25 protein-coding genes and 2 tRNA genes are annotated in these 22271 nt (G+C 67.6%); 13 read left to right on the top strand and 14 right to left on the bottom strand.

Translation table 11 applies throughout. From position 1 onward, the window contains the following. Positions 1-86: 86 nt before the first annotated feature. The gene (locus BMX37_RS06045) at positions 87-356 is read right to left on the bottom strand and encodes a DUF3297 family protein (RefSeq protein ID WP_093664570.1); all 270 of its coding nucleotides are present in this window, start codon (positions 354-356) and stop codon (positions 87-89) included. Positions 357-449: 93 nt separating this feature from the next. Further along, on the bottom strand, positions 450-812 hold the full coding sequence (locus BMX37_RS06040) for a hypothetical protein (RefSeq protein WP_093664569.1): 363 nt from the start codon (positions 810-812) through the stop codon (positions 450-452). A 134-nt stretch (positions 813-946) separates the two neighbouring features. Between BMX37_RS06040 and BMX37_RS06035 the strand changes: the two genes are divergently transcribed. Then, positions 947-1396 (top strand): EVE domain-containing protein, encoded by a 450-nt coding sequence (locus BMX37_RS06035; protein WP_093664568.1) that lies wholly within the window; start codon positions 947-949, stop codon positions 1394-1396. Positions 1397-1430: 34 nt separating this feature from the next. Beyond that, positions 1431-2123 (top strand): hypothetical protein, encoded by a 693-nt coding sequence (locus BMX37_RS06030; RefSeq protein ID WP_244501417.1) that lies wholly within the window; start codon positions 1431-1433, stop codon positions 2121-2123. A gap of 271 nt (positions 2124-2394) precedes the next feature. Here BMX37_RS06030 and typA read toward each other — a convergent pair whose 3' ends face one another. After that, positions 2395-4233 (bottom strand): translational GTPase TypA, encoded by a 1839-nt coding sequence (gene typA, locus BMX37_RS06025; protein WP_093664567.1) that lies wholly within the window; start codon positions 4231-4233, stop codon positions 2395-2397. Positions 4234-4326: 93 nt separating this feature from the next. Next, a complete protein-coding gene (locus BMX37_RS06020; protein ID WP_244501416.1) occupies positions 4327-4983 on the bottom strand; it encodes a hypothetical protein in 657 nt (218 codons plus the stop codon). Between the two features lie 156 nt (positions 4984-5139). On the opposite strand from BMX37_RS06020, the gene BMX37_RS06015 reads away from it, so the two are divergent. From BMX37_RS06015 to BMX37_RS06005, 3 genes are all read left to right on the top strand, one after another. Further along, positions 5140-6354, top strand: coding sequence for a toxic anion resistance protein (locus BMX37_RS06015; RefSeq protein WP_093664566.1), 1215 nt, complete (start codon positions 5140-5142; stop codon positions 6352-6354). A 7-nt stretch (positions 6355-6361) separates the two neighbouring features. Next, on the top strand, positions 6362-7078 hold the full coding sequence (locus tag BMX37_RS06010; protein ID WP_093664565.1) for a hypothetical protein: 717 nt from the start codon (positions 6362-6364) through the stop codon (positions 7076-7078). A gap of 115 nt (positions 7079-7193) precedes the next feature. Further along, on the top strand, positions 7194-7436 hold the full coding sequence (locus tag BMX37_RS06005; RefSeq protein ID WP_093664564.1) for a hypothetical protein: 243 nt from the start codon (positions 7194-7196) through the stop codon (positions 7434-7436). Between the two features lie 558 nt (positions 7437-7994). On the opposite strand, the gene BMX37_RS06000 is transcribed toward BMX37_RS06005, so the two are convergent. The 3 genes from BMX37_RS06000 to ubiA all read right to left on the bottom strand — a co-directional run bounded on the left by BMX37_RS06000 (position 7995) and on the right by ubiA (position 11095). Next, the gene (locus tag BMX37_RS06000) at positions 7995-8774 is read right to left on the bottom strand and encodes a 3'(2'),5'-bisphosphate nucleotidase CysQ (RefSeq protein WP_093664563.1); all 780 of its coding nucleotides are present in this window, start codon (positions 8772-8774) and stop codon (positions 7995-7997) included. Beyond that, the gene (locus BMX37_RS05995) at positions 8767-10116 is read right to left on the bottom strand and encodes a TldD/PmbA family protein (RefSeq protein ID WP_093664562.1); all 1350 of its coding nucleotides are present in this window, start codon (positions 10114-10116) and stop codon (positions 8767-8769) included. Before BMX37_RS05995 ends, BMX37_RS06000 begins: the two co-directional genes overlap by 8 nt. Positions 10117-10195: 79 nt before the next feature. Beyond that, the gene (gene ubiA / locus BMX37_RS05990) at positions 10196-11095 is read right to left on the bottom strand and encodes a 4-hydroxybenzoate octaprenyltransferase (protein ID WP_093664823.1); all 900 of its coding nucleotides are present in this window, start codon (positions 11093-11095) and stop codon (positions 10196-10198) included. Positions 11096-11176: 81 nt separating this feature from the next. On the opposite strand from ubiA, the gene BMX37_RS18750 reads away from it, so the two are divergent. The 5 genes from BMX37_RS18750 (at position 11177) to BMX37_RS05970 (ending at position 14549) form a co-directional block, all read left to right on the top strand. Continuing rightward, positions 11177-11332 carry a hypothetical protein gene (locus tag BMX37_RS18750; RefSeq protein WP_170841865.1) on the top strand — a complete coding sequence of 52 codons (156 nt, stop codon included), beginning with the start codon at positions 11177-11179 and terminating at the stop codon, positions 11330-11332. Further along, complete coding sequence (locus BMX37_RS05985) at positions 11329-11784, top strand: hypothetical protein (RefSeq protein WP_093664561.1); 456 nt, start codon at positions 11329-11331, stop codon at positions 11782-11784. The genes BMX37_RS18750 and BMX37_RS05985 overlap by 4 nt, the downstream gene beginning before the upstream one ends. 91 nt (positions 11785-11875) lie before the next feature. Beyond that, the gene (locus BMX37_RS05980) at positions 11876-12619 is read left to right on the top strand and encodes a 16S rRNA (uracil(1498)-N(3))-methyltransferase (protein ID WP_093664821.1); all 744 of its coding nucleotides are present in this window, start codon (positions 11876-11878) and stop codon (positions 12617-12619) included. Between the two features lie 46 nt (positions 12620-12665). Next, on the top strand, positions 12666-13091 hold the full coding sequence (locus BMX37_RS05975) for a nuclear transport factor 2 family protein (protein WP_170841864.1): 426 nt from the start codon (positions 12666-12668) through the stop codon (positions 13089-13091). Positions 13092-13151: 60 nt separating this feature from the next. Then, a complete protein-coding gene (locus BMX37_RS05970; protein ID WP_093664559.1) occupies positions 13152-14549 on the top strand; it encodes a glutamate--cysteine ligase in 1398 nt (465 codons plus the stop codon). A 91-nt stretch (positions 14550-14640) separates the two neighbouring features. Here the strand turns inward: BMX37_RS05970 and BMX37_RS05965 are convergent, their stop codons facing one another. Next, on the bottom strand, positions 14641-15930 hold the full coding sequence (locus tag BMX37_RS05965) for a methyltransferase family protein (RefSeq protein ID WP_093664558.1): 1290 nt from the start codon (positions 15928-15930) through the stop codon (positions 14641-14643). A gap of 34 nt (positions 15931-15964) precedes the next feature. Here BMX37_RS05965 and BMX37_RS18745 point away from each other — a divergent pair, with 34 nt between their 5' ends. Continuing rightward, on the top strand, positions 15965-16171 hold the full coding sequence (locus BMX37_RS18745) for a hypothetical protein (RefSeq protein ID WP_170841863.1): 207 nt from the start codon (positions 15965-15967) through the stop codon (positions 16169-16171). Positions 16172-16252: 81 nt separating this feature from the next. Beyond that, a tRNA-Gly gene (locus tag BMX37_RS05960) sits at positions 16253-16326 on the top strand. A gap of 259 nt (positions 16327-16585) precedes the next feature. Here BMX37_RS05960 and BMX37_RS05955 read toward each other — a convergent pair. The 6 genes from BMX37_RS05955 to BMX37_RS05930 all read right to left on the bottom strand — a co-directional run bounded on the left by BMX37_RS05955 (position 16586) and on the right by BMX37_RS05930 (position 20508). Continuing rightward, on the bottom strand, positions 16586-16984 hold the full coding sequence (locus tag BMX37_RS05955; protein WP_093664557.1) for a GFA family protein: 399 nt from the start codon (positions 16982-16984) through the stop codon (positions 16586-16588). A gap of 149 nt (positions 16985-17133) precedes the next feature. Continuing rightward, positions 17134-17895: an SDR family NAD(P)-dependent oxidoreductase gene (locus BMX37_RS05950; RefSeq protein WP_093664556.1), complete on the bottom strand. Its 762-nt coding sequence runs from the start codon at positions 17893-17895 to the stop codon at positions 17134-17136. A gap of 31 nt (positions 17896-17926) precedes the next feature. Further along, positions 17927-19114: a zinc-dependent alcohol dehydrogenase gene (locus tag BMX37_RS05945; protein ID WP_093664555.1), complete on the bottom strand. Its 1188-nt coding sequence runs from the start codon at positions 19112-19114 to the stop codon at positions 17927-17929. After that, a complete protein-coding gene (locus tag BMX37_RS05940) occupies positions 19111-19698 on the bottom strand; it encodes an SRPBCC family protein (RefSeq protein WP_093664554.1) in 588 nt (195 codons plus the stop codon). The genes BMX37_RS05945 and BMX37_RS05940 overlap by 4 nt, the downstream gene beginning before the upstream one ends. A 200-nt stretch (positions 19699-19898) precedes the next feature. Then, entirely contained in the window at positions 19899-20303 is a 405-nt protein-coding gene (locus BMX37_RS05935; protein ID WP_093664553.1) for a host attachment family protein, read from the bottom strand. A 119-nt stretch (positions 20304-20422) separates the two neighbouring features. Beyond that, positions 20423-20508: transfer RNA gene (locus BMX37_RS05930), tRNA-Tyr, on the bottom strand. A 129-nt stretch (positions 20509-20637) separates the two neighbouring features. Between BMX37_RS05930 and BMX37_RS05925 the strand changes: the two genes are divergently transcribed. Then, positions 20638-22266: a M20/M25/M40 family metallo-hydrolase gene (locus BMX37_RS05925; RefSeq protein ID WP_093664552.1), complete on the top strand. Its 1629-nt coding sequence runs from the start codon at positions 20638-20640 to the stop codon at positions 22264-22266. Positions 22267-22271: the final 5 nt, after the last annotated feature.

Genomic DNA, 22271 nt, shown 5'->3' with positions numbered 1-22271 from the left:
ACGCAAAACGGCCGCGCGGGCGATCCCACACGGCCGTTCCAATGCGCCGCCGCTCAACTCGGGCGGCGTGTGTCAGTGGGTCGGCGTCATTCTGCCGTCGGCTGTTCCTCCGCGTCGGCAGACCGCTCGAACCATGCCTCGACAGGGCCGATCAGCTTGATCGTCAGCGGCTGACCGTTGCGATCGACCTTCTTGCCGAGCGCGACGCGGATCCACCCTTCGGAGATCGAATATTCCTCCACGTCGCGCCGCTCGGCCCCCTTGAACCGGATGCCGACGCCCCGCTCCAGCAGGGCCTGGTTGAAGAAGGGGCTGCGCGGATTGATCGAAAGGCGATCGGGAGGAGTATCGGTCATGATCCGGGCTTAGCCGCCGCTGCGCAGGTCGGGCCACAAAAAAAACGGCACCGGGCGGGTGCCCGATGCCGTTTCGTTCAGGAGGACGCCGCCTCAATAGCCGTAATAGCCGGGATCATAGTCACGGTAGTAACTACGCGGGTAATAGCGCTCTTCGACCACGACGGGCGGCGGGGGCGGCGGCGCGTAATAGCGCTCGCGATACACGACGCGTGGCGGCGCATCGTAATAATAGCCGCGATCATAGTAGCGGCCACGATTGTCGTTGGCGATCGCCGCGCCCAGACCCAGCCCAACGATGCCGCCGAGCAGGGCGCCCGCCGCGACATTGCCGCCGCCGCGATGATAATGGCGGTAACCACCACCCCAGCGCTGTGCGTCGGCGGGTGCCGCAGCCGCCATCGCCGTCGCGGCGAGTGCCACGCCCAACCCTGCCTTTTTCAGAAAACCGTTCATCTCGAACCTCCTAACAACAACGCCCGGTCCGCTCCGAGACAACGCACAAGAGTGCGAGCGTGTTGCGCTTTTTGATCGAGTCGGGCTGAATAAGGCCGGAATGGGGCGTTAACCCGGCGTTTAGGGGAAATGGGATGGGCCGCTGGCTGTTTAAGAGCGAACCTGCGAGCTATGGCTGGGATGACCTGGTTCGGGACGGCGGGACCGAGTGGGACGGCGTGCGCAACGCTGCCGCCGCGGGTCATCTGAGGGCGATGGCAGTCGGTGACGAGGCGCTGATCTACCATAGCGGCGAGGCCCGCGCCGTTGTCGGTTTGGCGGTGATCGCTCGCGCCGCGCGGCCGGACGGGCAGGACGATCGCTGGGTTTCAGTGCGGGTCGAGCCGGTGACGGCACTGCCCCGCCCGGTCGCGCTGGCGACGATGAAGGCGACGCCCGCGCTCACCGGCATGGCCATGCTGCGCCAGCCGCGCCTGTCGGTCGCGCCCCTGACGGCGGAAGAGTGGGAGATCGTGATGAGGCTGGCGGGCGCGCAACCATTTGTCACGCAACCCGCTGGCATGGCACGCGTTTCCGGAGGCTAATCATGATCGTCTGGGCAGGAGCAAGGGGTTGAGGGTGAACGCGGCGGGATGGTGCGGCATGGCCGCGACGGTGTTGGCCCTGTCGACCGCGACCGCCCAGGCCGAAACCCCGCGTGAGTTGCTGACCCGCGCGTCCTTCGTCGATCGGGACAAGTCGGCCGCGCTGGGGCGGATCAACACCGCCTTTCGTGCCGCTTCGATAGAGGTGCGCGACGAGCCCGGTGACGCCGAGGCGGAACTGATGCAGGCGACGGCGCTTGGATATCGCGCCAAGCTGACGGGTAGCCGGACGGAGGCGGTACAGGCGCGCAAGCAGTTCGAGGCGCTGGTCAGGCGCGATCCCCGCAACGCGGAGGCGCAACTGGCGCTGGGCGCGTGGCACATCGGCGCGGTGTATCGGTTGGGCAGGCTGGTCGGGCGCGCCGCGCTGGGTGCGCAGCAGCCTGCGGGCTATGCCGCGCTCGACCGGGCGGTCGCGCTGGGCGGCAATCGCGCGCTGTTCTCCGGGCTGGCCGCCCTGTTGCGGTTGCAGATGGACCCGAGCGATCAGCGCGGGCGTGCGCTGGCGGAGGATGCTGCGAAGGCCGGAACTCCGACGGTGCTGGACCGCATCCTGCAGCGCGCCGCGACACAGGTGCTGGTCCCGGCACGGGCCGGCAACACGGATGCGACCAAGTCGCTCGCGGCGCGCCTGTTGCCGTTCGGGCAATTGCCGGGGGAGAGTTGACGGACGCGGCGGACGCACTGCGTCGACAAATGAAGACTCTCAGGGCGCGCCATGCGCTTGCCCTTCCGGTCATCTGATACGAGGCTGGACGTGCTTCGTCAGCCCGCATTCTGGCTGGCTGACGAACGTGCGTCGCTTGGACGGCTGCCCCTACAGAGAAGGGCGCGAGGCCGGGCGCATGTTAAAGATCGGAAAAGGGGCGAGCGACTTCAGCGCCCTATCTATGCGAAGGACCTTCCGGACCCGCTGATGCGGGCCCGGAGGGAAAACGTCAGGCCGCTTCCTTGGACCGGCTGGCGCGCTTGCGCTCATGCGGGTCGAGGTGGCGCTTGCGCAGGCGGATCGACTTCGGCGTCACCTCCACCATCTCGTCGTCGTCGATATAGGCGATCGCCTGTTCCAGCGTCATCTTCTTCGGCGGGGTCAGGCGAATCGCATCGTCCTTGCCGCCCGACGCGCGGAAGTTGGTCAGCTGCTTCGCCTTCATCGGATTGACCTCAAGGTCATCCGTCTTGGCGTTCTCGCCGACGATCATGCCCTCGTACAGGGCCTCGCCGTGACCGACGAAAAGGATGCCGCGATCCTCCAGCGGACCAAGGGCGTAGGACTGCGCCTCGCCCGCTCCGTTGGAGATCAGGACGCCGTTCTTGCGTCCCTCGATGGCGCCCTTGTGCGGGCCGTACTTCTCGAACAGCCGGTTCATGATGCCCGTGCCGCGCGTGTCGGACAGGAACTCACCATGATAGCCGATCAGGCCACGACTGGGCGCGGAGAAGGTGATGCGCGTCTTGCCGCCGGTCGACGGACGCATGTCGGTCATCTCCGCCTTGCGCAGGTTCATCTTCTCGACGACCGTGCCCGAATGCTCCTCGTCGACGTCGATGACGACCGTCTCGTATGGCTCGGTCCGCTTGCCGTCCTCGTCCTCGCCGAACAGCACGCGCGGGCGGCTGATGCCGAGCTCGAAGCCTTCGCGGCGCATCGTCTCGATCAGCACGCCGAGCTGAAGCTCGCCGCGCCCGGCGACCTCGAAGCTGTCGCGATCCGACGCCTCGGTCACCTTTACCGCGACGTTGGTTTCCGCCTCGCGGAACAGGCGGTCGCGGATCATGCGGCTGGTCACCTTGGTGCCCTCACGCCCCGCCATGGGCGAGTCGTTCACCGCGAAGCGCATCGACAGCGTCGGCGGGTCGATCGGCTGCGCGTGCAGCGGTTCCGACACCGCGGTGTCGGCGATCGTGTTCGCCACCGTCGCCACCGTCAGTCCGGCGAGCGAGATGATGTCGCCTGCCCGTGCCTCTTCGACCGGCACACGCTCCAGCCCGCGAAAGCTCATCAGCTTCGACGCGCGGCCCGTCTCGATCACGTTGCCGGCATCGTCCAGCGCGTGGATCGGCTGGTTGACCTTGACCACGCCCGAATTGACGCGGCCCGTCAGGATGCGGCCCAGGAAGTTGTCGCGGTCGAGCAGCGTCACTAGGAAGGTGAACGGCGCGTCCTCATCCAGGTTGGGCGGCGGGACATGGTCGACGATCTTCTGGAACAGCGGGGTCAGCGTACCCTCGCGGCGGTCCTGATCCTCGGACGCGTAGCCGTTGCGGCCGGACGCGTAGAGGACGGGGAAGTCGAGCTGTTCATCGGTTGCGTCCAGCGTCACGAACAGGTCGAACACTTCGTCCAGCACCTCCTGGATGCGGGCGTCGGAACGGTCGACCTTGTTGACCACCACGATCGGACGCAGGCCGAGCGCAAGCGCCTTGCCGGTCACGAACTTGGTCTGCGGCATCGCGCCCTCGGCCGCGTCGACCAGCAGGATGACGCCGTCGACCATCGACAGGATGCGCTCCACCTCGCCACCGAAATCGGCGTGCCCGGGCGTGTCGACGATGTTGATGCGCACCGCCTCGCCGCCTTCCGGCGTCCACTCGATCGACGTCGGCTTGGCAAGGATGGTGATCCCGCGCTCCTTTTCGAGATCGTTCGAGTCCATCGCGCGTTCCTCGACGCGCTGGTTGTCGCGGAACGTGCCCGACTGGCGGAACAACTGGTCGACAAGCGTGGTCTTGCCGTGATCGACGTGGGCGATGATCGCCACGTTGCGGAGGCTCATGCGGAATCCTGTTTTTGGAAGTTCGCGCGCCCCTACAGGAAATTGCGGGTTGCGGGAAGGGCCACGCTGTCCCTTCCCGCAAAGGACCGGTCGTCAGTTCTGCGTGGTGGTGACGGTGGTGGTCGTCTTCTTGGTCGCAACGGGCGTGCGACGGGTCGCGGTGCGCACCGTCCGACGCGGGGTGGCACGGCGCGCGGTGGTGGCGGACGCCGCACGCGACGTTTCCTCCACCGTCGTGACGGTGGTCTGCGGAGGCGCGGCGCGGGCCGCATCCGCCTGGGCCTGCGCCGCGGCGGCGGCCTGCTCTGCGGCGGAGGCGCGGGCGTTGGCGGCAGCGATATCGGCCTGCGCGCTCGCGGCCTGCTGCTGGGCACTAGCCGCCTGTTCCTGCGCATCGGCGGCGGCGGCAACGGCAGCGCCGGTCTGCGCCTGCGCCGCCTCGGCCTGGCTGCGTTGCGCCTCCCCGAGCGCGAGGTCGGCATAATGCGATGCCTGGTGCGCCTGGGCGATCGCGTCGTCCTTCTTGCCGCGCGACAGGCTTTCACGGGCGCTGCGCAGCGCGGCGGCGGCATCGGCCTGCATGCGCGGCACCGAACCGGACGCGCCCAGCTTGTTCGCGGCGTCGATCTTGGCTTGAGCCTCGGACAGGGCGGACTCGGCGCGTTCGTGCTTGCCGGCCTGTGCCGGGGCGGCGACGAGCAGGGCGGCAGACAGGCCGACGGCGGCCAGCGGATGGAAACGGCGCATCATTGACACTCCTTCGTTCACACGATGGGCGTGCCAACGAGCGCTGCCGTGACCGGTTCCGGTTGCGTTACGACATCGGGACGGCGTATTAGGCCAACAACACAGTTGATCGCGGCTCCCATCAGGACGATGATCCGCATCGGCCCAGGAGAAACATGCATGGCGACCACCGCCGACACCGCAACCGCCGAACCGACACTGACGCTGACCCCGCCCGATCCGGTGCCGACCGTTCAGGCGGAAAAGGCCGCCGGGCTGGTCCCGGTCGACGAGGGGAAGAAGAACCAGCTGGAGGCGCGCGTCGACCAGTTCGTCGACGATCTGGTCGCGCAGGACGTGAACTCGCCGGAGTTCGGCAAGCGCGTCGATGCGATCACGGCGATGGGCGCAAAGGAGATCCGCGACGCGGCCGGCCAGTCCAACCGCTTCCTCGACCGCCCCGTGCGCGCGATGGACAAGGACAATGGCGTCGGTGCCGACCTGGCGCAGTTGCGCCGCGTGGTGGAGGACCTGGACCCCGGCAAGAAGGGCAACCTGACCGCGCCGCAGAAGCTGTTCGGCATCATCCCGTTCGGGTCCAAGATGCGCAACTATTTCGACGGCTACAAATCGTCGCAGACGCACATCAGCTCCATCCTGAAGAGCCTGGCGTCCGGCAAGGACGAGCTGTTGATGGACAACGCCGCCATCGACACGGAGCGGGCGAACCTGTGGGCGGCGATGGGCCGGCTGGAACAGATGATCCACCTGTCCAAGGCGATGGACGCGCGGCTGGAGGACAAGGCGAACGACCTGGATCACACCGATCCCGCCAAGGCCAAGGCGATTCGCGAAACCGCGCTGTTCTACACCCGCCAGCGCACGCAGGACCTGCTGACCCAGATGGCGGTCACGGTGCAGGGCTATCTGGCGCTCGACCTGGTCAAGAAGAACAATGTCGAGCTGGTGAAGGGCGTGGACCGCGCCTCCACCACCACGGTCGCGGCCCTGCGCACCGCGGTGACGGTGGCGCAGGCGCTGACCAACCAGCGGCTGGTGCTGGAACAGATCACCCAGCTGAACACCACCACCGCCAACATCATCGATTCGACCGGCCGGCTGCTCAAGGAGAACACCGCCCGCGTCCACGAACAGGCGGCGTCGGCGACTATACCGCTGGAAACGCTGCAACGCGCGTTCCAGAACATCTACGACACCATGGATGCGATCGACACGTTCAAGGTGAAGGCGCTCGATTCGATGAAGACCACCGTCACCGCGCTCGGCAACGAAGTGGAGAAGTCGCGTGGATACATCGCCCGCGCGGAAGGGGCAGCGCAGGGCGGCGGCCAGCTGAGTGGACCTGCCAGCCAGTTCAAGCTGGAGGCGATGTAGGCGCGCCATGGCAAGCGAGGTCGACCAACAGATCGAACGCGCGCGACAGGCGATGGCGCGGATCGCGGACAGCCGCGACGGCGGCGGCACGCCGATCGCTCGGGGCCGGTCGCGGAAATCGGGCACGGCGGCGAAGCGGCTGAAGGCGATCGTGATCGCGGCGGCCGCGATCCTGCTGGGCGCCGTGGCATGGGGTCTTGTGATGCCGATCGGCATCTTCGGCGCACTATTGGTGCTGGTGCTTCTTGTCGTGGCAACGGTGGCAATCGCCGCCGCGCCGGGACCACGCCCGGTCTCGACCGAAAAGCTGCGGGAAGCCGACCTGAAGGTGTTGCCGGCGCAGACCGGTCGCTGGCTGGAATCGCAACGCTCCACCCTGCCGATCGCGGCGCGGTCGGTCGCGGACAGCATCGGCGCCCGATTGGACGCGCTGGCCCCCCAGCTGGGACGGGTGGACAGTGACGGGGAAGAGGCGCTGGAGATCCGCCGCCTCATCGGGGAACAGCTGCCCGCGTTCGTCGCCGATTACGGGCGCGTCCCGGCGGCGCTGCGCACGGTGGACCGCAACGGCCGGACGCCCGATTCGGAACTGGTGGCGGGATTGTCCCTGATCGAGCGGGAGATCGCCGACATGACGCAGAGGCTGGCGCAACCGGACCTGGACACGCTGCAGACCCGTGGCCGCTACCTCCAGATGAAGTACCAGGACGAGGCGGAGGGCTGATTTTGTGTTGCACGCCTGCAACATATGCCCACAGGTGACCGGACACGGCCAAATTCACTTGTCACTAACCTTTGCCGATGCAATAGGCGCGCGGCACGAAAGGGAGTTTATCCAAATGCGTCTTGGCAAGTACATGGCGGCCGCAGCGGCTGCCGCTCTCGCGGTGAGCCCGGCCCTGGCCGCTCCCGTGAACCCGGCGGCGAGCCTGTCGGTTTCGAAGTCGGTTCGCTCGACCTCGGCTCACGGCAAGGACAAGCTGGCTGGCGGCGGCATCATCGTCGCGATCCTGGCAGTTGCGGCCGTTGCGGCCGGCATCGTCGTCGTCGCTGACGAAGATGACAGCCCCGACAGCAACTGAGCTTTTCCAAGCTTGGAAGTTTACGGAAAAGGGGGGCTTCGGCTCCCCTTTTTCTTTGCGTATGCGGTGTAGCCGGTCCCTCGCTTCGTCAGGGGCAGAACGGTGGAGCGAGCTTACCGGCCATGGCGATGGAGGCGGCAGGTCCGAGCCGTGGACGGGCAGACGGGCCGTCGTGTCCGATCAGATTGCCGGAGCAGTTGAGCAGCAGGCGTTGCGTGCCTTCTGCGGTCATCGTGCTGACGTGCGCTGCCGATCACAGCATCGCAGCTGAAGTGTCGCAATATGGCGCCTATCACTGCGGGTCGGCACCTTGCGTCAGGTACGGAGTGCTCCCGAACTGCGGATATGCGGGCCCTGACGGCAAGCTAGTTTTATGCGGGCAGCTTAGTTGACCAGCCCCGTGTCGGGTTGCGGGTAAGGGGAAGCGTCGAGCGCCTGCGGACCTGCCCCAGACCTCAACAACAGGGCCTCGAATGTGCCCAGCGGGCCTGAGCTAGCCGCGCTTCCCCACGCTCGCTCCGGACCGCCCGCCCTAGTCTCGCACCCGGGTCACTTACCCTACTCCCTGACGCGGGCGGCCAGGCGGGCCAGCGCCGCTGCGTGGAGCGCGGGTGCGGACACCAGCACGCCGAACGCGCGCGGCACGGGCTGGTTGAAGGCGAGCTGCTGTCCCAGCGCATCGGTGACCGTCGCCCCCGCTTCCGTCGCGATCAGCGCCGCGGCCGCGACGTCCCATTCGTTGCCCCAGCGCTGGGTCGCGACCAGATCGGCCTCGTCGGCGGCGACCATCGCGATGCGCAGCGCGATCGAGTTCGGCTTCGCGACGGACACCATGTCGCGGTCCGCGCGCGGCAGTCCGTCGCTCGGCACCCTCGCGCCCGCCAGGGACGCGCAGGTGCCGGCATGCACGGGCACCCCGTTGCGGGTCGTGCCCGCGCCCTCCACCGCCTGCCACGACTCCTCTCGTGCCGGGGCATGGAGCAGGCCCAGCACCGGTCGCCCGGAGTCCACAAGCGCGACGGACACTGCCCAGCCAGGACGCCCGCGGACATAGTCGCGCGTCCCGTCGATCGGATCGACCACCCAGATCCGCCGGTGCCGGAGCCGTACCGGATCGTCGGCAGTCTCCTCCGACAACCATCCGGCATCCGGCAGAACCGCGCTCAAGCGCTCGCGCAGGAACCGGTCGATATCCAGATCGACCTCGCACACCGGATTGCCCGGCGCCTTTTCCCATCGGCGAAAGTCGGTGCGCCAGCGCGACAGGGCGAGCGCGCCCGCTTCCGCAACAACGGATCGCGTCGCCGTCACCAGATCCGGGTCGACCGGGTCAGCCACCCGCCACCGTCATGCCGTCAACCCGCAGCGTCGGCACGTTGATCGCGTAGCGGAACTCCAGGTCGTTCGCCGGCTTCAGGGCGCGGTACATGTCCTTGAGGTTGCCCGCGATAGTGAACTCCGCCACCGGACCCGCGATCACGCCACCGCTGATGCGAAAGCCCGCCGCGCCCCGGCTGTAATCGCCGGTCACGCCGTTGACGCCCTGCCCGATCAGTTCCGTTACGTACACGCCCTCACCCACGTCGGCGAGCAGGGTTGCGACGGGCACATCGCCTGCCTCCATGAACAGGTTGCTGGTGGACACGCCGGGCGCTCCCCCGATGCCGCGCGCGGCATGACCGGTCGGCTCCAGGCCGAGCTGCCGCGCTGCGGCGGAGTCGAGCAGCCAGCTTTCCAGCATGCCCCGCTCCACGATGGCGAGCGGCGATACCGGCAGGCCTTCACCATCGAACGGACGCGACCGAAGCCCATGCGGGCGGTGGGGATCGTCGCGGATGGTGATGCCGGGCGCGAAGACCTCCGTCCCGAGCGCGTCGAGAAGGAAGCTGGTTCGCCGGCTGATCGCCGCGCCCGAGATCGCGCCGGTCAGGTGGCCGACCAAGGACGCCCCGACACGCGGGTCGAACACCACGGGCATGGCACCACTGGTCATCCGCCCCGGATCGCGCCGTGCGACGGCGCGCTCACCGGCACGTCGACCCACCGATGCCGGGTCCTCCAGCAATCGCCGGAGGCGCGCGCCATGATGCGCATAGTCGCGCTCCATCGCGCCGCCCTGCCCGGTCGCCAGCACACTGGCCGAGATGCCATAGCCGGTCGCGGCATAGCTGCCCGCGAAGCCGTGGCTGGTGGCAAGCGCCCAGACGCTGCGCGAGGCGCTGGCGCCGCCGCCCTCGGAATTGGTCACGCCAGGCACCGCGCGCGCCGCATCCTCCGCCGCCATAGCGGCATCGCGCAGGGTCGACGGCCCGACCTCCCCGCCATCGTCCAGGTCGAGCAGCGGCGGCGAACCGCGCAGCAGGCGCTCCGCGGGCGCGAGGCCCGCCCAGGCATCCTCCGGCGCCTCCCGCGCCATCGCGACCGCACGCTCCACCAGCGCGTCCATGGCGGCGGGCGACAGGTCGGACGTCGACACGCTGGCCGAGCGGCTGCCGACGAACACGCGCAGGCCCAGTTCCTCGCTCTCGGAGCGGCCCACATCCTCCAGCTTGCCGAGGCGCACCGACACATCGAGGGCGGCGTCGGCAGCGAACACGGCGTCGGCGGCATCGGCGCCGGCGCGCGCGGCACGGGATACGAGGTCCTGGGCGCGGTCGCGCGCGGCATTGTGGTCAAGCATGACAGCGACTTAGAGACGCCGCCCGCCGGTTGCTAGGTGCGAAACGTCGCTGCGGCCTCGTCCACGCCGTGATCCCGGACTACAGCCGCGTGCCGACCACGACGCAGGCCAGGAACATCAGCAGCCCGGCAAAGCGGTTGGATCGGAACAGCGCCAGCGCCCGGTCGTCCCGCAGGGTCGCCACCTGCCACCCCAGATGCGCGGCGATCGGCAACAACGCGGCCAGAGCCAGCGGATCGGGGTGGACCAGCCACACCGCCCCCGCCCAGCATGCGATGGCGACCGCGTAGAATCCGCCTACACCCATGCGGATGTGCGTGCCCAGCCGCCGGGCGGAGGAACGCACACCGACCAGTGCGTCGTCCTCCCGGTCCTGCATCGCGTAAATGGTGTCATAGCCGATGACCCAGGCGATGGCGCCGCCATAGAGCAACGCCAGCGACCAGTCCGCCCGCCCGCGCACCTCCACCCACCCGACCAGCGCCGCCCAGGTGAACACCAGCCCCAGCCACGCCTGCGGCCACCAGGTGATGCGTTTCATGAACGGGTAAGCCGCCACCAGCGCCAGGCTGGCCAACGCGACCAGCGCGGCGGGCAGCGACAGCTGCACCAGCACCACCAGCCCGACCAGGCTGAGCGCGCCCAACCAGGCCCATGCCAGTTTCAGCGACACCAGCCCGGACGGGATCGGCCGCGCGCGCGTGCGGGCGACCTGTGCGTCCAGATCGCGGTCGACGATGTCGTTGTAGACGCAGCCCGCCCCACGCATCGCGATGCTGCCGAGCAGGAACCAGAGCAGCAGCGGCCAGCGCGCGGGCAGCCCGCCGGCCAGCGCGATCGCCCATGCGCCCGGCCAGAACAACAGCCACCATCCGATCGGGCGATCGAACCGGGCAAGAAGGGCCAGCCCGCGCGGAATGGGCGGCAGGCGGCCCACCAGCCCCTTGTGTTCGCTGTCGGGCACGATGTCGGTGGTCATGCCGGCGTCCATGGCCCCGTGTCGAACGCCGATGCAAGCCGTGGCTCGCCCTTATCGCGCCGTTCGGGCATGACGGGCACAATGATCGGTTTGTCCGTGGCCATCGGCCGCTTCATCGAAGCCTTGTTCTGGGCGATGTTCCGCGTCGCCGGGGGGCTGGCGGCGGCGATCGCGGGCGGCGTGCTGGCCCTCATCATCGCCTATGTCGGATTACGCTGGCTGTTGCGCCGGCGGTGAGAAAGCAGCGGAAGCGTATCGGCGGGGGCGACGTGGCGAAGCGGGACCTGACCATGGCCGAGCGACGGCAGGCGGGTTTCGGATGCGGCCTGTTGTTCGGGCTGATGCTGCTCGCCGTGCTGGGATCGATCGGGGACGATATGTGCCGAACCGCGACGTTCGGCCGCTCCACCGCGCCCGGCGGATGGTGGCGGGCGCGGGTCCAGATGACGGATTGCGGCGCGCTGAACGGCTTTTCCCGCGTCGTCCGGGTCCAGCCAAGCTGGCTTCCCGAAGACCGATGGCTGTCCTGCCGGGCGGCTGCGCTGGACGGGGCCCATGCCGTCTCGTTGATCTGGACAAGGAACACGCTGCACGTCGTGACCGATGCGCAGCAGAGCGACGTCATCGACGTGGCGCGCACATGTCAGGGCTGGCGCGTGCAGCTTCATCTGCGATCGGGCGGACCTTGAGGACCTGAGCGACACAGCGGCCGTCGTGCAGCGTCGATCGCAGCCTCGCCCGCCCCTCGCGCTGATCGACCGCACCGGCTATGTCCCCGCCATGCCCGCCACCCCTGCCTGGCCGCCGCAATCGACGCCGCGGCTGTTCGTCGATCATCCGCTGTCACCGGGTCCGCTCCGCCTGGACGGGCCGGCGGCGCACTATCTGGTCGGCGTGATGCGCATCGCGGTGGGCGATCCGGTGAAGCTGTTCGACGATGTCAGCGGCGAATGGCTGGCGGTGGCGACCGAGGTCGGCAAGCGTGCGCTGACGCTGGACGTGACCGAGTGCCTGCGCCCGCGCGAACAGGTGCCCGACCTGTGGCTGTGCGCCGCGCCGTTGAAGAAGGGACGCGTCGACTGGCTGGCGGAGAAGGCGTGTGAGCTGGGGATCGCGCGCCTGGTACCGGTGCTGACCCGCCGCACGGTCGTGGACCGGCTCAACACCGACCGGCTGCGCGCGCACATGGTGGAGGCGGCGGAGCAGTGCGGACGCACCGCCCTGCCCCAGCTGGCCGAGCCGGTGAAGCTGCCCGCCCTGTTGCGCGACTGGCCGGCAGGCCGCGCGTTGTTCTTCGCCGACGAGACGGGCGGCGTGCCCGCCGCGGAGGCTATGCGCGCGCATGCCGGGCCGGCGGCGATCCTGATCGGGCCGGAGGGCGGGTTCGATCCGGAGGAACGCGAAGCGATCCGCGCCGTCCCCGGTGCGATCGGCATCGGCCTGGGACCACGCATCCTGCGGGCCGACACGGCGGCGGCGGCGGCGGTGTCGCTGTGGATGGCGGCGGCGGGGGACTGGCGCTGACCGACCTGGTGTATTACCACATCGACACACCATGAAGGGCCGAAGCATGACCATCCTGCGCGTACTCGCTCCCCTCGCTCTCGTTGCGACCGCGCCGGCGATGGCGGCGCCGGGTGACGAGGCTGCGGTGTCGCGGCTGACCGATGCGTTCGTGGCCGCGCAACGGGGGTTCGATCAGGCGGCTCTCGCGCGGCTGACCGCGCCCGGTTATGTCGAGATTTCGCCACTGGGCGATGTCGACGCGCGCGACCGGATGCTCGGCTTCTACGCACCCGACAAGAAGCGCGATTCGCCGCCCCTGATCCTGACCGAGCGCAGCGTGCGGCTGTATGGCGATACGGCGGTGGAGACGGCGCGTCTGGCGTTCGGACCGGCGGCGATGCGCGCGACCTATGTGGCCCATCGCCAGGGCCGGGAGTGGGTGCTGATATCGGCACAGTTCACACCCATTCGGACACCCCGCCCGTCCTGATGCCGGACGGCTGCCCGGCGGCACTAGCGGCCCCGTTCATCCACGCGTAAGGCGCGGCGCATGACCACCAAGACCGACGCGCCGCAGGGTGTCAAAAGCCCTTCGCCGATCATCGAATCGAAGGACCAGCTTATCGCCAGCTTCGCGCGGGGCGAGAAGCCGGCGGAGCGTTGGCGCATCGGCACCGAGCATGAGAAGTTCGTGTATCGCCGCAGCGATCATGGCGCCCCCTCCTATGCGGAGCCGGGCGGCATCCGCGACCTGCTGGGCGAGCTGACCCAGTTCGGCTGGCGCCCGGTCGAGGAGGACGGCCCGCATGGCCGCAACGTCATCGCCATGTCGGGGGCGGACGGGAGCATCAGCCTGGAGCCGGCCGGCCAGTTCGAGCTGTCGGGCGCGCCGCTCGAATCGCTGCACCAGACGTGCGCGGAAACCGGCCGACACCTGGAACAGGTGAAGACGGTCGGGGACAAGCTTGGCCTCGGCTTTCTCGGCCTGGGCATGTGGCCGGACAAGACGCGCGCCGAACTGCCGGTGATGCCCAAGGGCCGTTACGACATCATGCGCCGCCACATGCCCCGCGTCGGCAGCCTGGGCCTGGACATGATGCTGCGCACCTGCACCATCCAGGTGAACCTGGACTATGCGTCCGAGGCGGACATGGCGAAGAAGTTCCGCGTCGGGCTGGCGTTGCAGCCGCTGGCCACCGCGCTGTTCGCCAACTCGCCCTTCACCGAAGGCAAGCCAAACGGCATGTTGTCGTTCCGCAGCCATATCTGGTCCGACACCGACCCGGCGCGTACCGGCATGCTCCCCTTCGTGTTCGAGGACGGGTTCGGGTACGAGCGCTACGCCGACTACGCGCTCGATGTGCCGATGTACTTCGTCTACCGCGAGGGGCGCTATATCGACGCGGCCGGGCTGTCGTTCCGCGACTTCCTGCGCGGCGAATTGTCGGTGCTGCCGGGTGAGAAGCCGACGCTGGACGACTGGAGCGACCATCTGTCGACCGCTTTCCCGGAAGTGCGGCTGAAGACGTTCCTGGAGATGCGCGGCGCCGATGGCGGGCCGTGGAACCGGATCTGTGCGCTGCCGGCGCTATGGGTCGGGCTGCTCTACGACAATGGCGCGCTTGATGCGGCGTGGGACGTGGTGAAGCATTGGACGCTGGAAGAGCGGCAGGCGCTGCGCGATGCAGTGCCGGCGCAGGCGCTGAACGCGCCGATCCCCGGCGGCCGCCAATTGCGCGACATCGCGGGCGAGGTGCTGGACATCGCGCATGCCGGGCTCGCCGCCCGCGCACGGCACGGACAGGCCGGCGATGACGAGACTGGCTTCCTCGATCCCCTGCGCGAGATCGTGCGGCGGGGCACGGTGCCGGCCGAGGTGCTGCTGGAGCGGTACCATGGCGAATGGAATGGCGACGTGTCGCGCATCTACGCCGAGGCGAGCTTCTAGTCAGGCGCGAGGCGCGGTACCATCCGTGCCGCTGCGAGTTGCGCGCCTGGCTGGCCCGCCTTGCAGCGTGCGAGGACTGACGACGCGGAACTCAGGTCCGCGTGCGCCCCGCCCCGCCGATCCAGCGGAAGAAGCGGGGCACGGGCGCGTGGCGACTCATCCACGCGCTGTATTCGGCATAGGCCGGGTCGAGCATCAGGTGCCGTTCCTCCGTACGCGCACGCCAGTAATAGACACCGCCGACCGCAGCCATCAGCAGGGTCGCCCGCGCGGCATCGATCAGGCTGCCGGTCGACAGGATCGGGATGGTCGAGATCCACCAGAAAAGGTTCTTCGACAGATAGGCGGGATGACGCGACCAGGCATAGGAGCCGTGCGTCAGGATGCCGCGATGCGTCAGATTGGAGAAGCGCAGGCCGAACGCCACGGTAGACCAGGCATAGATCACCGTCAGCGCGACCAGCACCGCGGCGATCCCCGCCCTTATCCAGCCATGATCGGACAGCCAGTAGATCCAGTCCGACGTGCCCTGATGATAATCGAGCGGACCGCCAGCGGTCATCAGGACGAAGGGCGGATAACAGATCAGCGCCGCCATCCACGCCGCCGCGAACGGGTTGGCCGAACGGATATGCGAGTCGAGAGGGCGGAGCGTCAGGATGTAGCCGACCGTCGCGAAGGCGACGTCGACGGTGAACATCAGCGTGACCAGCCATCCGGACAGCGCCACCGGATGCCGCCACGTCGCCGCGATGTCGGTGCGCACGAAGCTGCCGAACCCAGCCGGCAGGATCGCCAGCATGAAGGCGAGGAAGAACCCCTTCACCGCCCAGGCGCGCAGGTGAGCATAGAGCGCGTCGGCCTGCCAGCCCGGCTGATGCAGCAGCCATGCGCCCAGATGCCATGCACCGTCTCGCGGCTCGACCAGGTAACGGTCGAGCCACAGCACATAGGGGATCGATGCCACGACGACGACGGGCGCGGCATGGCCGAGGCACCACATCGCGAACAGGTAATCACCCTGCCAGTAGAAGCGCCCGGCGAAATAGACGATCGCGAGCGCCGCCCATGTCGCCCACAGGCCGACCAGCTTCACCACGCTGACCACCCGCGTCTCGCGCAAGGGCTTGGGGTCAGACCAGTCGATGCCGGTGGACGGATGGCGATACACCTTGTCGACCAGCAGCGACCACGCCAGCATCGGCACGCCGCAAGCGACAAGCTCGATCAACGCCGCATAGGGGCCGTCCAGGTGGAAGTGCCGGGCCAGCGCGAGCCATGCCACGCACCCGACCAGTCCCGCCACCCCGACACCGCCGCTGACCGCCGATCGCGGACGCGGATCGTGCGCAGTGTTTCGGGAGGGTGGGCGGCGCGACATAGGCGTCACGATAGGCGGTGATGGTAAGCATCGCGTGAACTTCGATGTGGGCGGCGTCGCGCTGCGGTCCGGCGCGGATCGTACAGGCTGGATAGCTTCTTCCGCCACCATGCGGGCGGCGGAGGCAGCCGAGGCCGATCAGCGTATGGTCGGCGTACCACTCGACCTCAGGCGTCGTCCCAACCGCACCTGCATCGCGGTGCCACTTGCGCCGGATGCTTGCGCGGCAGGCACCGTTTAGTTAGATGCTCGCCATCGCGTGTCGGAATTCCAGCGGAATGAAGGCAGCGGTTCCCCAGGAACCGAGGTTTTCTGCGGGTTTGCGGGTATAGCACAATGGTAGTGCAGCAGCCTTCCAAGCTGAATACACGGGTTCGATTCCCGTTACCCGCTCCACCTCCCCTTTCCGAACGGCTCTGTGCCGGTGTGCCGCTAGCACGGCTGGCATCTGACCCAGCGGGACACTGGCAGAGGTTCGGTCTCTCATGCGTCGCCGATCTCTTCGACTCATCCGCCATTGTTGAGACACACCGAGCCTTCGCGTCCTCTGGCTGAAGCACGGCATGGCCGCGCAGTGGTTCATTGGTAGCGGTGTGGTGGCCCGAGGGCATGAGCGCGGTTGTCGGCCGATCGGCACCGCCGGGAATGACAACGCCTAGTCGAAGTGCTCCACGCCCTCGCCCGCCACGACAACCCATGGATGCCGCCGCGCCTCGAAGCCTGACACGGTCGGCGGTGGGAAGGTCGGATCGGCAAACGCGCCGACCGCGACCGCGATCAGGTCCGGCAGCGCGTCGCTGCTGTAAAAGACCGTCGAGCCGCATGTCGGACAGAAGCGAAAGGTGGCCGTTGATCCGCTATCGCCGGTGACGCTCCATGCGTTGTACTGCCCGACGATCCGCACGCGCTGTTGTGGGAAGCGCGCCTGAACCGCGAAAGCGCTTCCGCTCCGTTTCTGACAATTGAGGCAATGGCACACCGAGATCCGGACGGGCTCGCCCTGGCAGACCGCCTGAAGCTGTCCGCAACGACATGTGGCGATCCTCTCGACCATGTCGGTGATGCTAATATCCGATGAGGCTCGACGCAACGGCGGAACACCACCAACGCGGACCGGCCATAAAGCGAAGGGAACGGCAAGGGCCTTCCCCTCACCGTTCCCTTCACCACCGGCCAGCAGCAGGCCGTGCCTGGCTTGCGACCTCAGTCGTTCGCGGTGCCCGGCTCCGCCATGTGGCGATGCTGTTCGGCTAGGACCGCGTTCGGCGTGATGTTCGCGACCGAGGACTGGATCTTGTTCTTCCAGCCCGACACGATCGCCGCCTTGCCGCTCATCACCGCGTCATAGCCATCCTTGGCCACATCGGCGGGGTCGGACTTCTTCGGATCGGTGCCGACCGAGGTGTCCATCATGTCGCCGCGCTTGAAGAACTCGGTTTCCACCGGTCCGGGCATCAGGTTGGTCAGCGTGACGCCGTCAGCGTCCTTGATCTCGTTCTGGATCGCCGCGACGAAGCTGTCCACGAACGCCTTGGTGCCGTTATACACCGCCTGGAAGCTGCCGGGGATGTACCCGGCGATCGATCCAGTCACCAGCACCTTGCCCGCATTGCGCGCGACCATCGGCTGCAACACCTTCTGGAGCAGATAGGCGGTGCCGACGATGTTGGTGTCGACGACATGCTTCCATTCCTTGGGATCCTGGTCGAGGAACGCGCGTCCCAGGCCGTGGCCGGCATTGGCGCACAGCAGATCGACCTGACGTCCGCCGGCCGCCGCGAGCAGCTTGTCGACGCCCTCCACGGTGGACAGATCGACCTCCAGCGTCTCCGCCCCCGCAACCTGTTCGGTGAAGGGCGTGTCGGCGGCGAGCAGCAGATCGTATCCGTCCTGCGCCGCCAGCTTGGCGAGTTCCAGGCCGATGCCGGTCGAGGAACCGGTCACGATCGCGAATTTGTTGGCCATGATGTTTAATCCTTTCGTGAAGCGGTGAAGATCAGGCAGCGCTCTGCATGCCGGTTTTCAGGACGATCTTGGTGACTTCGTTCTGCTGGTCGTGGAACATCTTGTAGCCCTTGGGTGCCTCTTCCAACGGCATGCGATGCGAGATCAGGAAGGTCGTGTCGATCTTGTCCTCCATGATCGCGTTGAGCAGCGCGGGCATGTAGTGCTGGACATGAGTCTGACCGGTCTTCAGCGTCAGCCCCTTTTCCATGAAGGCGCCCAGCGGGAACTTGTCGACGAAGCCGCCATACACGGCCGGCATCGACACGCGGCCGCCCTTTCGGCATGCAATGATCGCCTGACGGATCGAGTGAGGACGATCGGTGCCGAGGAAGGTCGACGCCTTGATCTGATCGACCACATTGTCGACGAACAAGCCGTGCGCCTCCAGCCCGACCGCGTCGATCACCGCATCGGGGCCGATGCCGCCGGTCATCTCCATCAGCGCGTCGTAGACCGACGATTCCTCGAAGTTGATCGTCTCCGCGCCGAACTTCTTCGCCAGTTCCAGGCGGTGCGGGAAATGGTCGATCGCGATCACCCTCGCCGCGCCCATCAGGAACGCCGACTGGACGGAGAACAGGCCGACCGGGCCGCAACCCCACACGGCCACCGTGTCGCCGGGTTCGATCTCCGCATATTCCGCCGCCTGCCATCCCGTCGGCAGGATGTCGGACAGGAACAGCACCTTGTCGTCATCGACCCCGTCCGGGATCACGATCGGCCCGACGTCGCTGAACGGCACGCGGACATATTCCGCCTGTCCGCCAGCATAGCCGCCGGTCATGTGGCTATAGCCGAACAGGGCCGACATCTCATGCCCGTACAGTTCCTGCGCGATGTCCTGGTTGTCGGCAGGCAGGCCGTTCGGACACGCCGAATATTGATGCTTTCCGCAATGGTAGCAGGAGCCGCAGGCGATGGTGAAGGGCACCACCACGCGCTGCCCCTTCTTCAGGGTGGAATTGGCGCCGACCTCGACCACCTCGCCCATGAACTCGTGGCCGAGAACGTCGCCGGCCTTCATGGTCGGGATATAGCCGTCATACAGATGCAGGTCCGAACCGCAGATGGCGGTCGACGTCACCTTGATGATGCAGTCCCGCGGGTTGACGATTTCGGGATCGGGCACGTTGTCGATGCGGACGTCGTGCTTTCCGTGCCAGGCAAGCGCTTTCACAACCCCATCTCCTCGAATTGCTTGGGATTCATCGCGGGCGTGGCGACTTCACCGGTTTCCATCAGTTGCTTGAAACGGCGCAGGTCGCGACGGGCCTGGATGCCGGGTTCTCGCTGGAACATCTTGGCGATGACCTTGCCGACGATGCCACCGGGCGGATCGTAGAGGATGGTGGCGGTCACGACCGTCCCGCGCCCCTCGACCGGCTTGAACTCCACGCGACCGGAATTGGGGATCTGCGCGCCCTCCTCGCTGGTCCAGGCGATCAGGCGGCCGGGCTGCTCCTCCGTTACGCGCGCCGTCCACTCGACACGGCCGATTGGCCCCTTCACCACCCAGTGCGAGCGGGTGTCGTCCAGCACGTCGATGGAGACGACATTCTCCATGAAACTGGGCAGGTTGGCGAAATCGCGGAAAAAGGCGAACAGCTCGTCGGCCGGCTTGTTGATGGTCACCGCGCGGCCGAGGATGTGCGATCCCTGCGCCTCGGCAATGGTGCCCGACAGGGCCTCCACCGCCGCATCCCCTCGTTTGGATGCGGTGGCCGGCGCGTCGTCGCGCGTGTCGTCTCTGGGCTGGGTCATGAATCTCGTCCTCGGCTGAGAACGCGATCAACAGTCGGTATCGTGCACCGTTCCCGTCGTTACACCCGCGATCCGATGATAAAGGGGATCGTTTCGGCTCAAGGACTTGGCGCAGGACCGGCGGCGCGCGGCCGGGGCGTCCGCTCGGGGGTTTAGCCGCCCCTCCCGCTATTTGGGATCGGAAGGGGCGGCAGTCACCGTCAGGCGGCCGCGATGGCCATTGCGATGTCATCGGTGGAATGGCCGGTCAGGTCCTTGGACAATTCGCCGACCAGCTTGCCCTCCAGTGTCTTGTGGTAATGCTTGCGCAGCTCGCCCAGCGTGCGCGGTGCCGCGATCACGATCAGGTCGTCGATCTTGCCGGACAGCACGCGCGCGTTGAGGACCTCCGCGACGCCGGCGGCAAAGCTGTCCTCATCCTGCTGGCTGTCGCTGGGATTGGCCGAACTGCTTTGATGGCGACCGCCGGAACCCTTGTTCTGCGTCGACACATCCGCATCGGGCAGCGCCGACAGGTTGGGCGCACCCTCGTCGCCGGTGTTGTGGAACAGGTTGAGCTTTTCCCCGTCGACGACGGCGATCACGGCATTGCGTGGGATCTTCATGACGCTCCTTCGTTGGCGCCCCGATGGGGCAACGGCAATGGAACGCGAACGGCGTCGATAACGATCCCGGCGCCGCGCGAAGGTGCGTGCCGCAGGAGCATCGGGTCAGTGCTGGATAATGGTGGAAGGGACTGGATTCGAACCAGTGTACGCTCACGCGGGCAGATTTACAGTCTGCTGCCTTTAACCACTCGGCCACCCTTCCACGGGTGTCGCCTCAACGGGCGAGGCGCGCTCCTAGGCGAAGGACGGAGCGACTGTCAACGCACACTCTTGCTCATGGCGCATCGGGCGCATAGCACGGCGCCGTTCCACCTCCATCTCGGGAGCCTAGATGCGCCGCCTGCTGCTTGCCGCCACCGCCCTGGCCACGCTTTCGCCCGCCTTGTCTCCCGCCGTCGCGCAGAAGGGTCGGCCGGACACGGACGCCGCGCTCGCCGGCATCCTGGACCAGGGCACCAATCACAGCGAGGTCATGGTGACGGCGCAGCAGCTGTCCGACGTGATCGGCCCCCGCCTGACCAACTCGCCCGCGATGCGTCGGGCGGAGGCGTGGACACAGGCGCAGTTCGCCCGCTGGGGCCTGAAGAACGTCCACAAGGAAGGGTTCGAGTTCGGCCGCGGCTGGTCGATCGAGCGGTCGTCGGTGCGGATGCTGACCCCGCGCCCGATCCAGCTGACCGCGATCCCGATCGCCTGGACCCCCGCCACCAACGGCCCGCTGACCGCGCCGGTGATCGTCGCGCCGATGAAGAAGGTCGAGGATTTCGACAAATGGCGCGGCAAGCTGTCGGGCAAGATCGTCATGACGACCCTGCCGGACACGGGCGACGAGCCGGACGAGGCACCGTTCAAGCGCCTGTCGTCGGAGGACCTGTCGAAGCTCGACCGGTTCCAGCAGCCGACATACGACCCGGCCGCGCTCGACAGCCGGCTGAAGCGGCTGGACTATGCGCAGAAGCTGGACGCGTTCCTGAAGAGCGAAGGCGCGGTCGCCTATGCCACCATGTCGTATCGCGACGGAAAGCTGGTGTCGGGCGAGGGCTATCTGTTCGGCAAGGGTGAAACGCCCGCCCTGCCCGGCGTGCAGATCGCGGCGGAGGATTACCGCCGCCTCGCGCGCCTGGCGAAGACCGGGCCTGCGCCGACGTTGGAGATCAACAGCGACGTCCGCTTCGACGACAGCGACAGCAGGGCGTACAACATCATCGCGGAAATCCCGGGCAGCGATCCGAAGGCCGGATATGTCATGGCGGGCGCGCACCTGGACAGCTGGGTCGCGGGCGATGGCTCCGCGGACAACGGGGCGGGCAGCGCCATGATCATGGAGGCAGCGCGCATCCTGGCGGCAACGGGCGTGCGACCGAAGCGGACGATCCGCTTCGCACTATGGGCGGGCGAGGAGCAGGGCATCCTCGGCTCCATGGCGTATGTGGAACAGCATCTGGCCACGCGCGGCACCTCCGCCGACACCGCGGGCGGCCGGGGCATGCAGCGCTATTACGGCTATTCCAACCGCTGGCCGGTCACGCCCCTGCCCGGCTACAAGGACTTGGCCGCCTATTTCAACATCGACAACGGGTCGGGCAAGCTGCGCGGTCTGTATGCGGAGCGCAATCCGGCGGTGGTGCCGATCTTCCGCGAGTGGCTGGCGCCGTTCGCGTCGATGGGCGCGACCACCGTGGCACTGCGCCCGACCGGCGGCACCGACCATGTGTTCATGCAACAGGTCGGCGTTCCCGGGTTCCAGTTCATCCAGGACCCGCTGGATTACGAAAGCCGCATCCACCACAGCTCGATCGACACGTTCGATCACCTGAAGGCTGCGGACATGCGCCAGGGATCGATCGTCCTGGCGTCCATTCTGCTGAACGCGGCGGACGCGGACAAGGCACTGCCCCGGCCGCCGGTACCGACCCAGCCAGTCGTCACCGATCCGTTCGCCTATAGCGACGAGAACTGAGAATC

This window comes from Sphingomonas gellani, assembly GCF_900110035.1.
Taxonomy (GTDB): Bacteria; Pseudomonadota; Alphaproteobacteria; order Sphingomonadales; family Sphingomonadaceae; genus Sphingomonas; species Sphingomonas gellani.
Note: the sequence above shows the minus strand (reverse complement) of the source record. Positions and strands in the feature narration are given on the sequence as shown.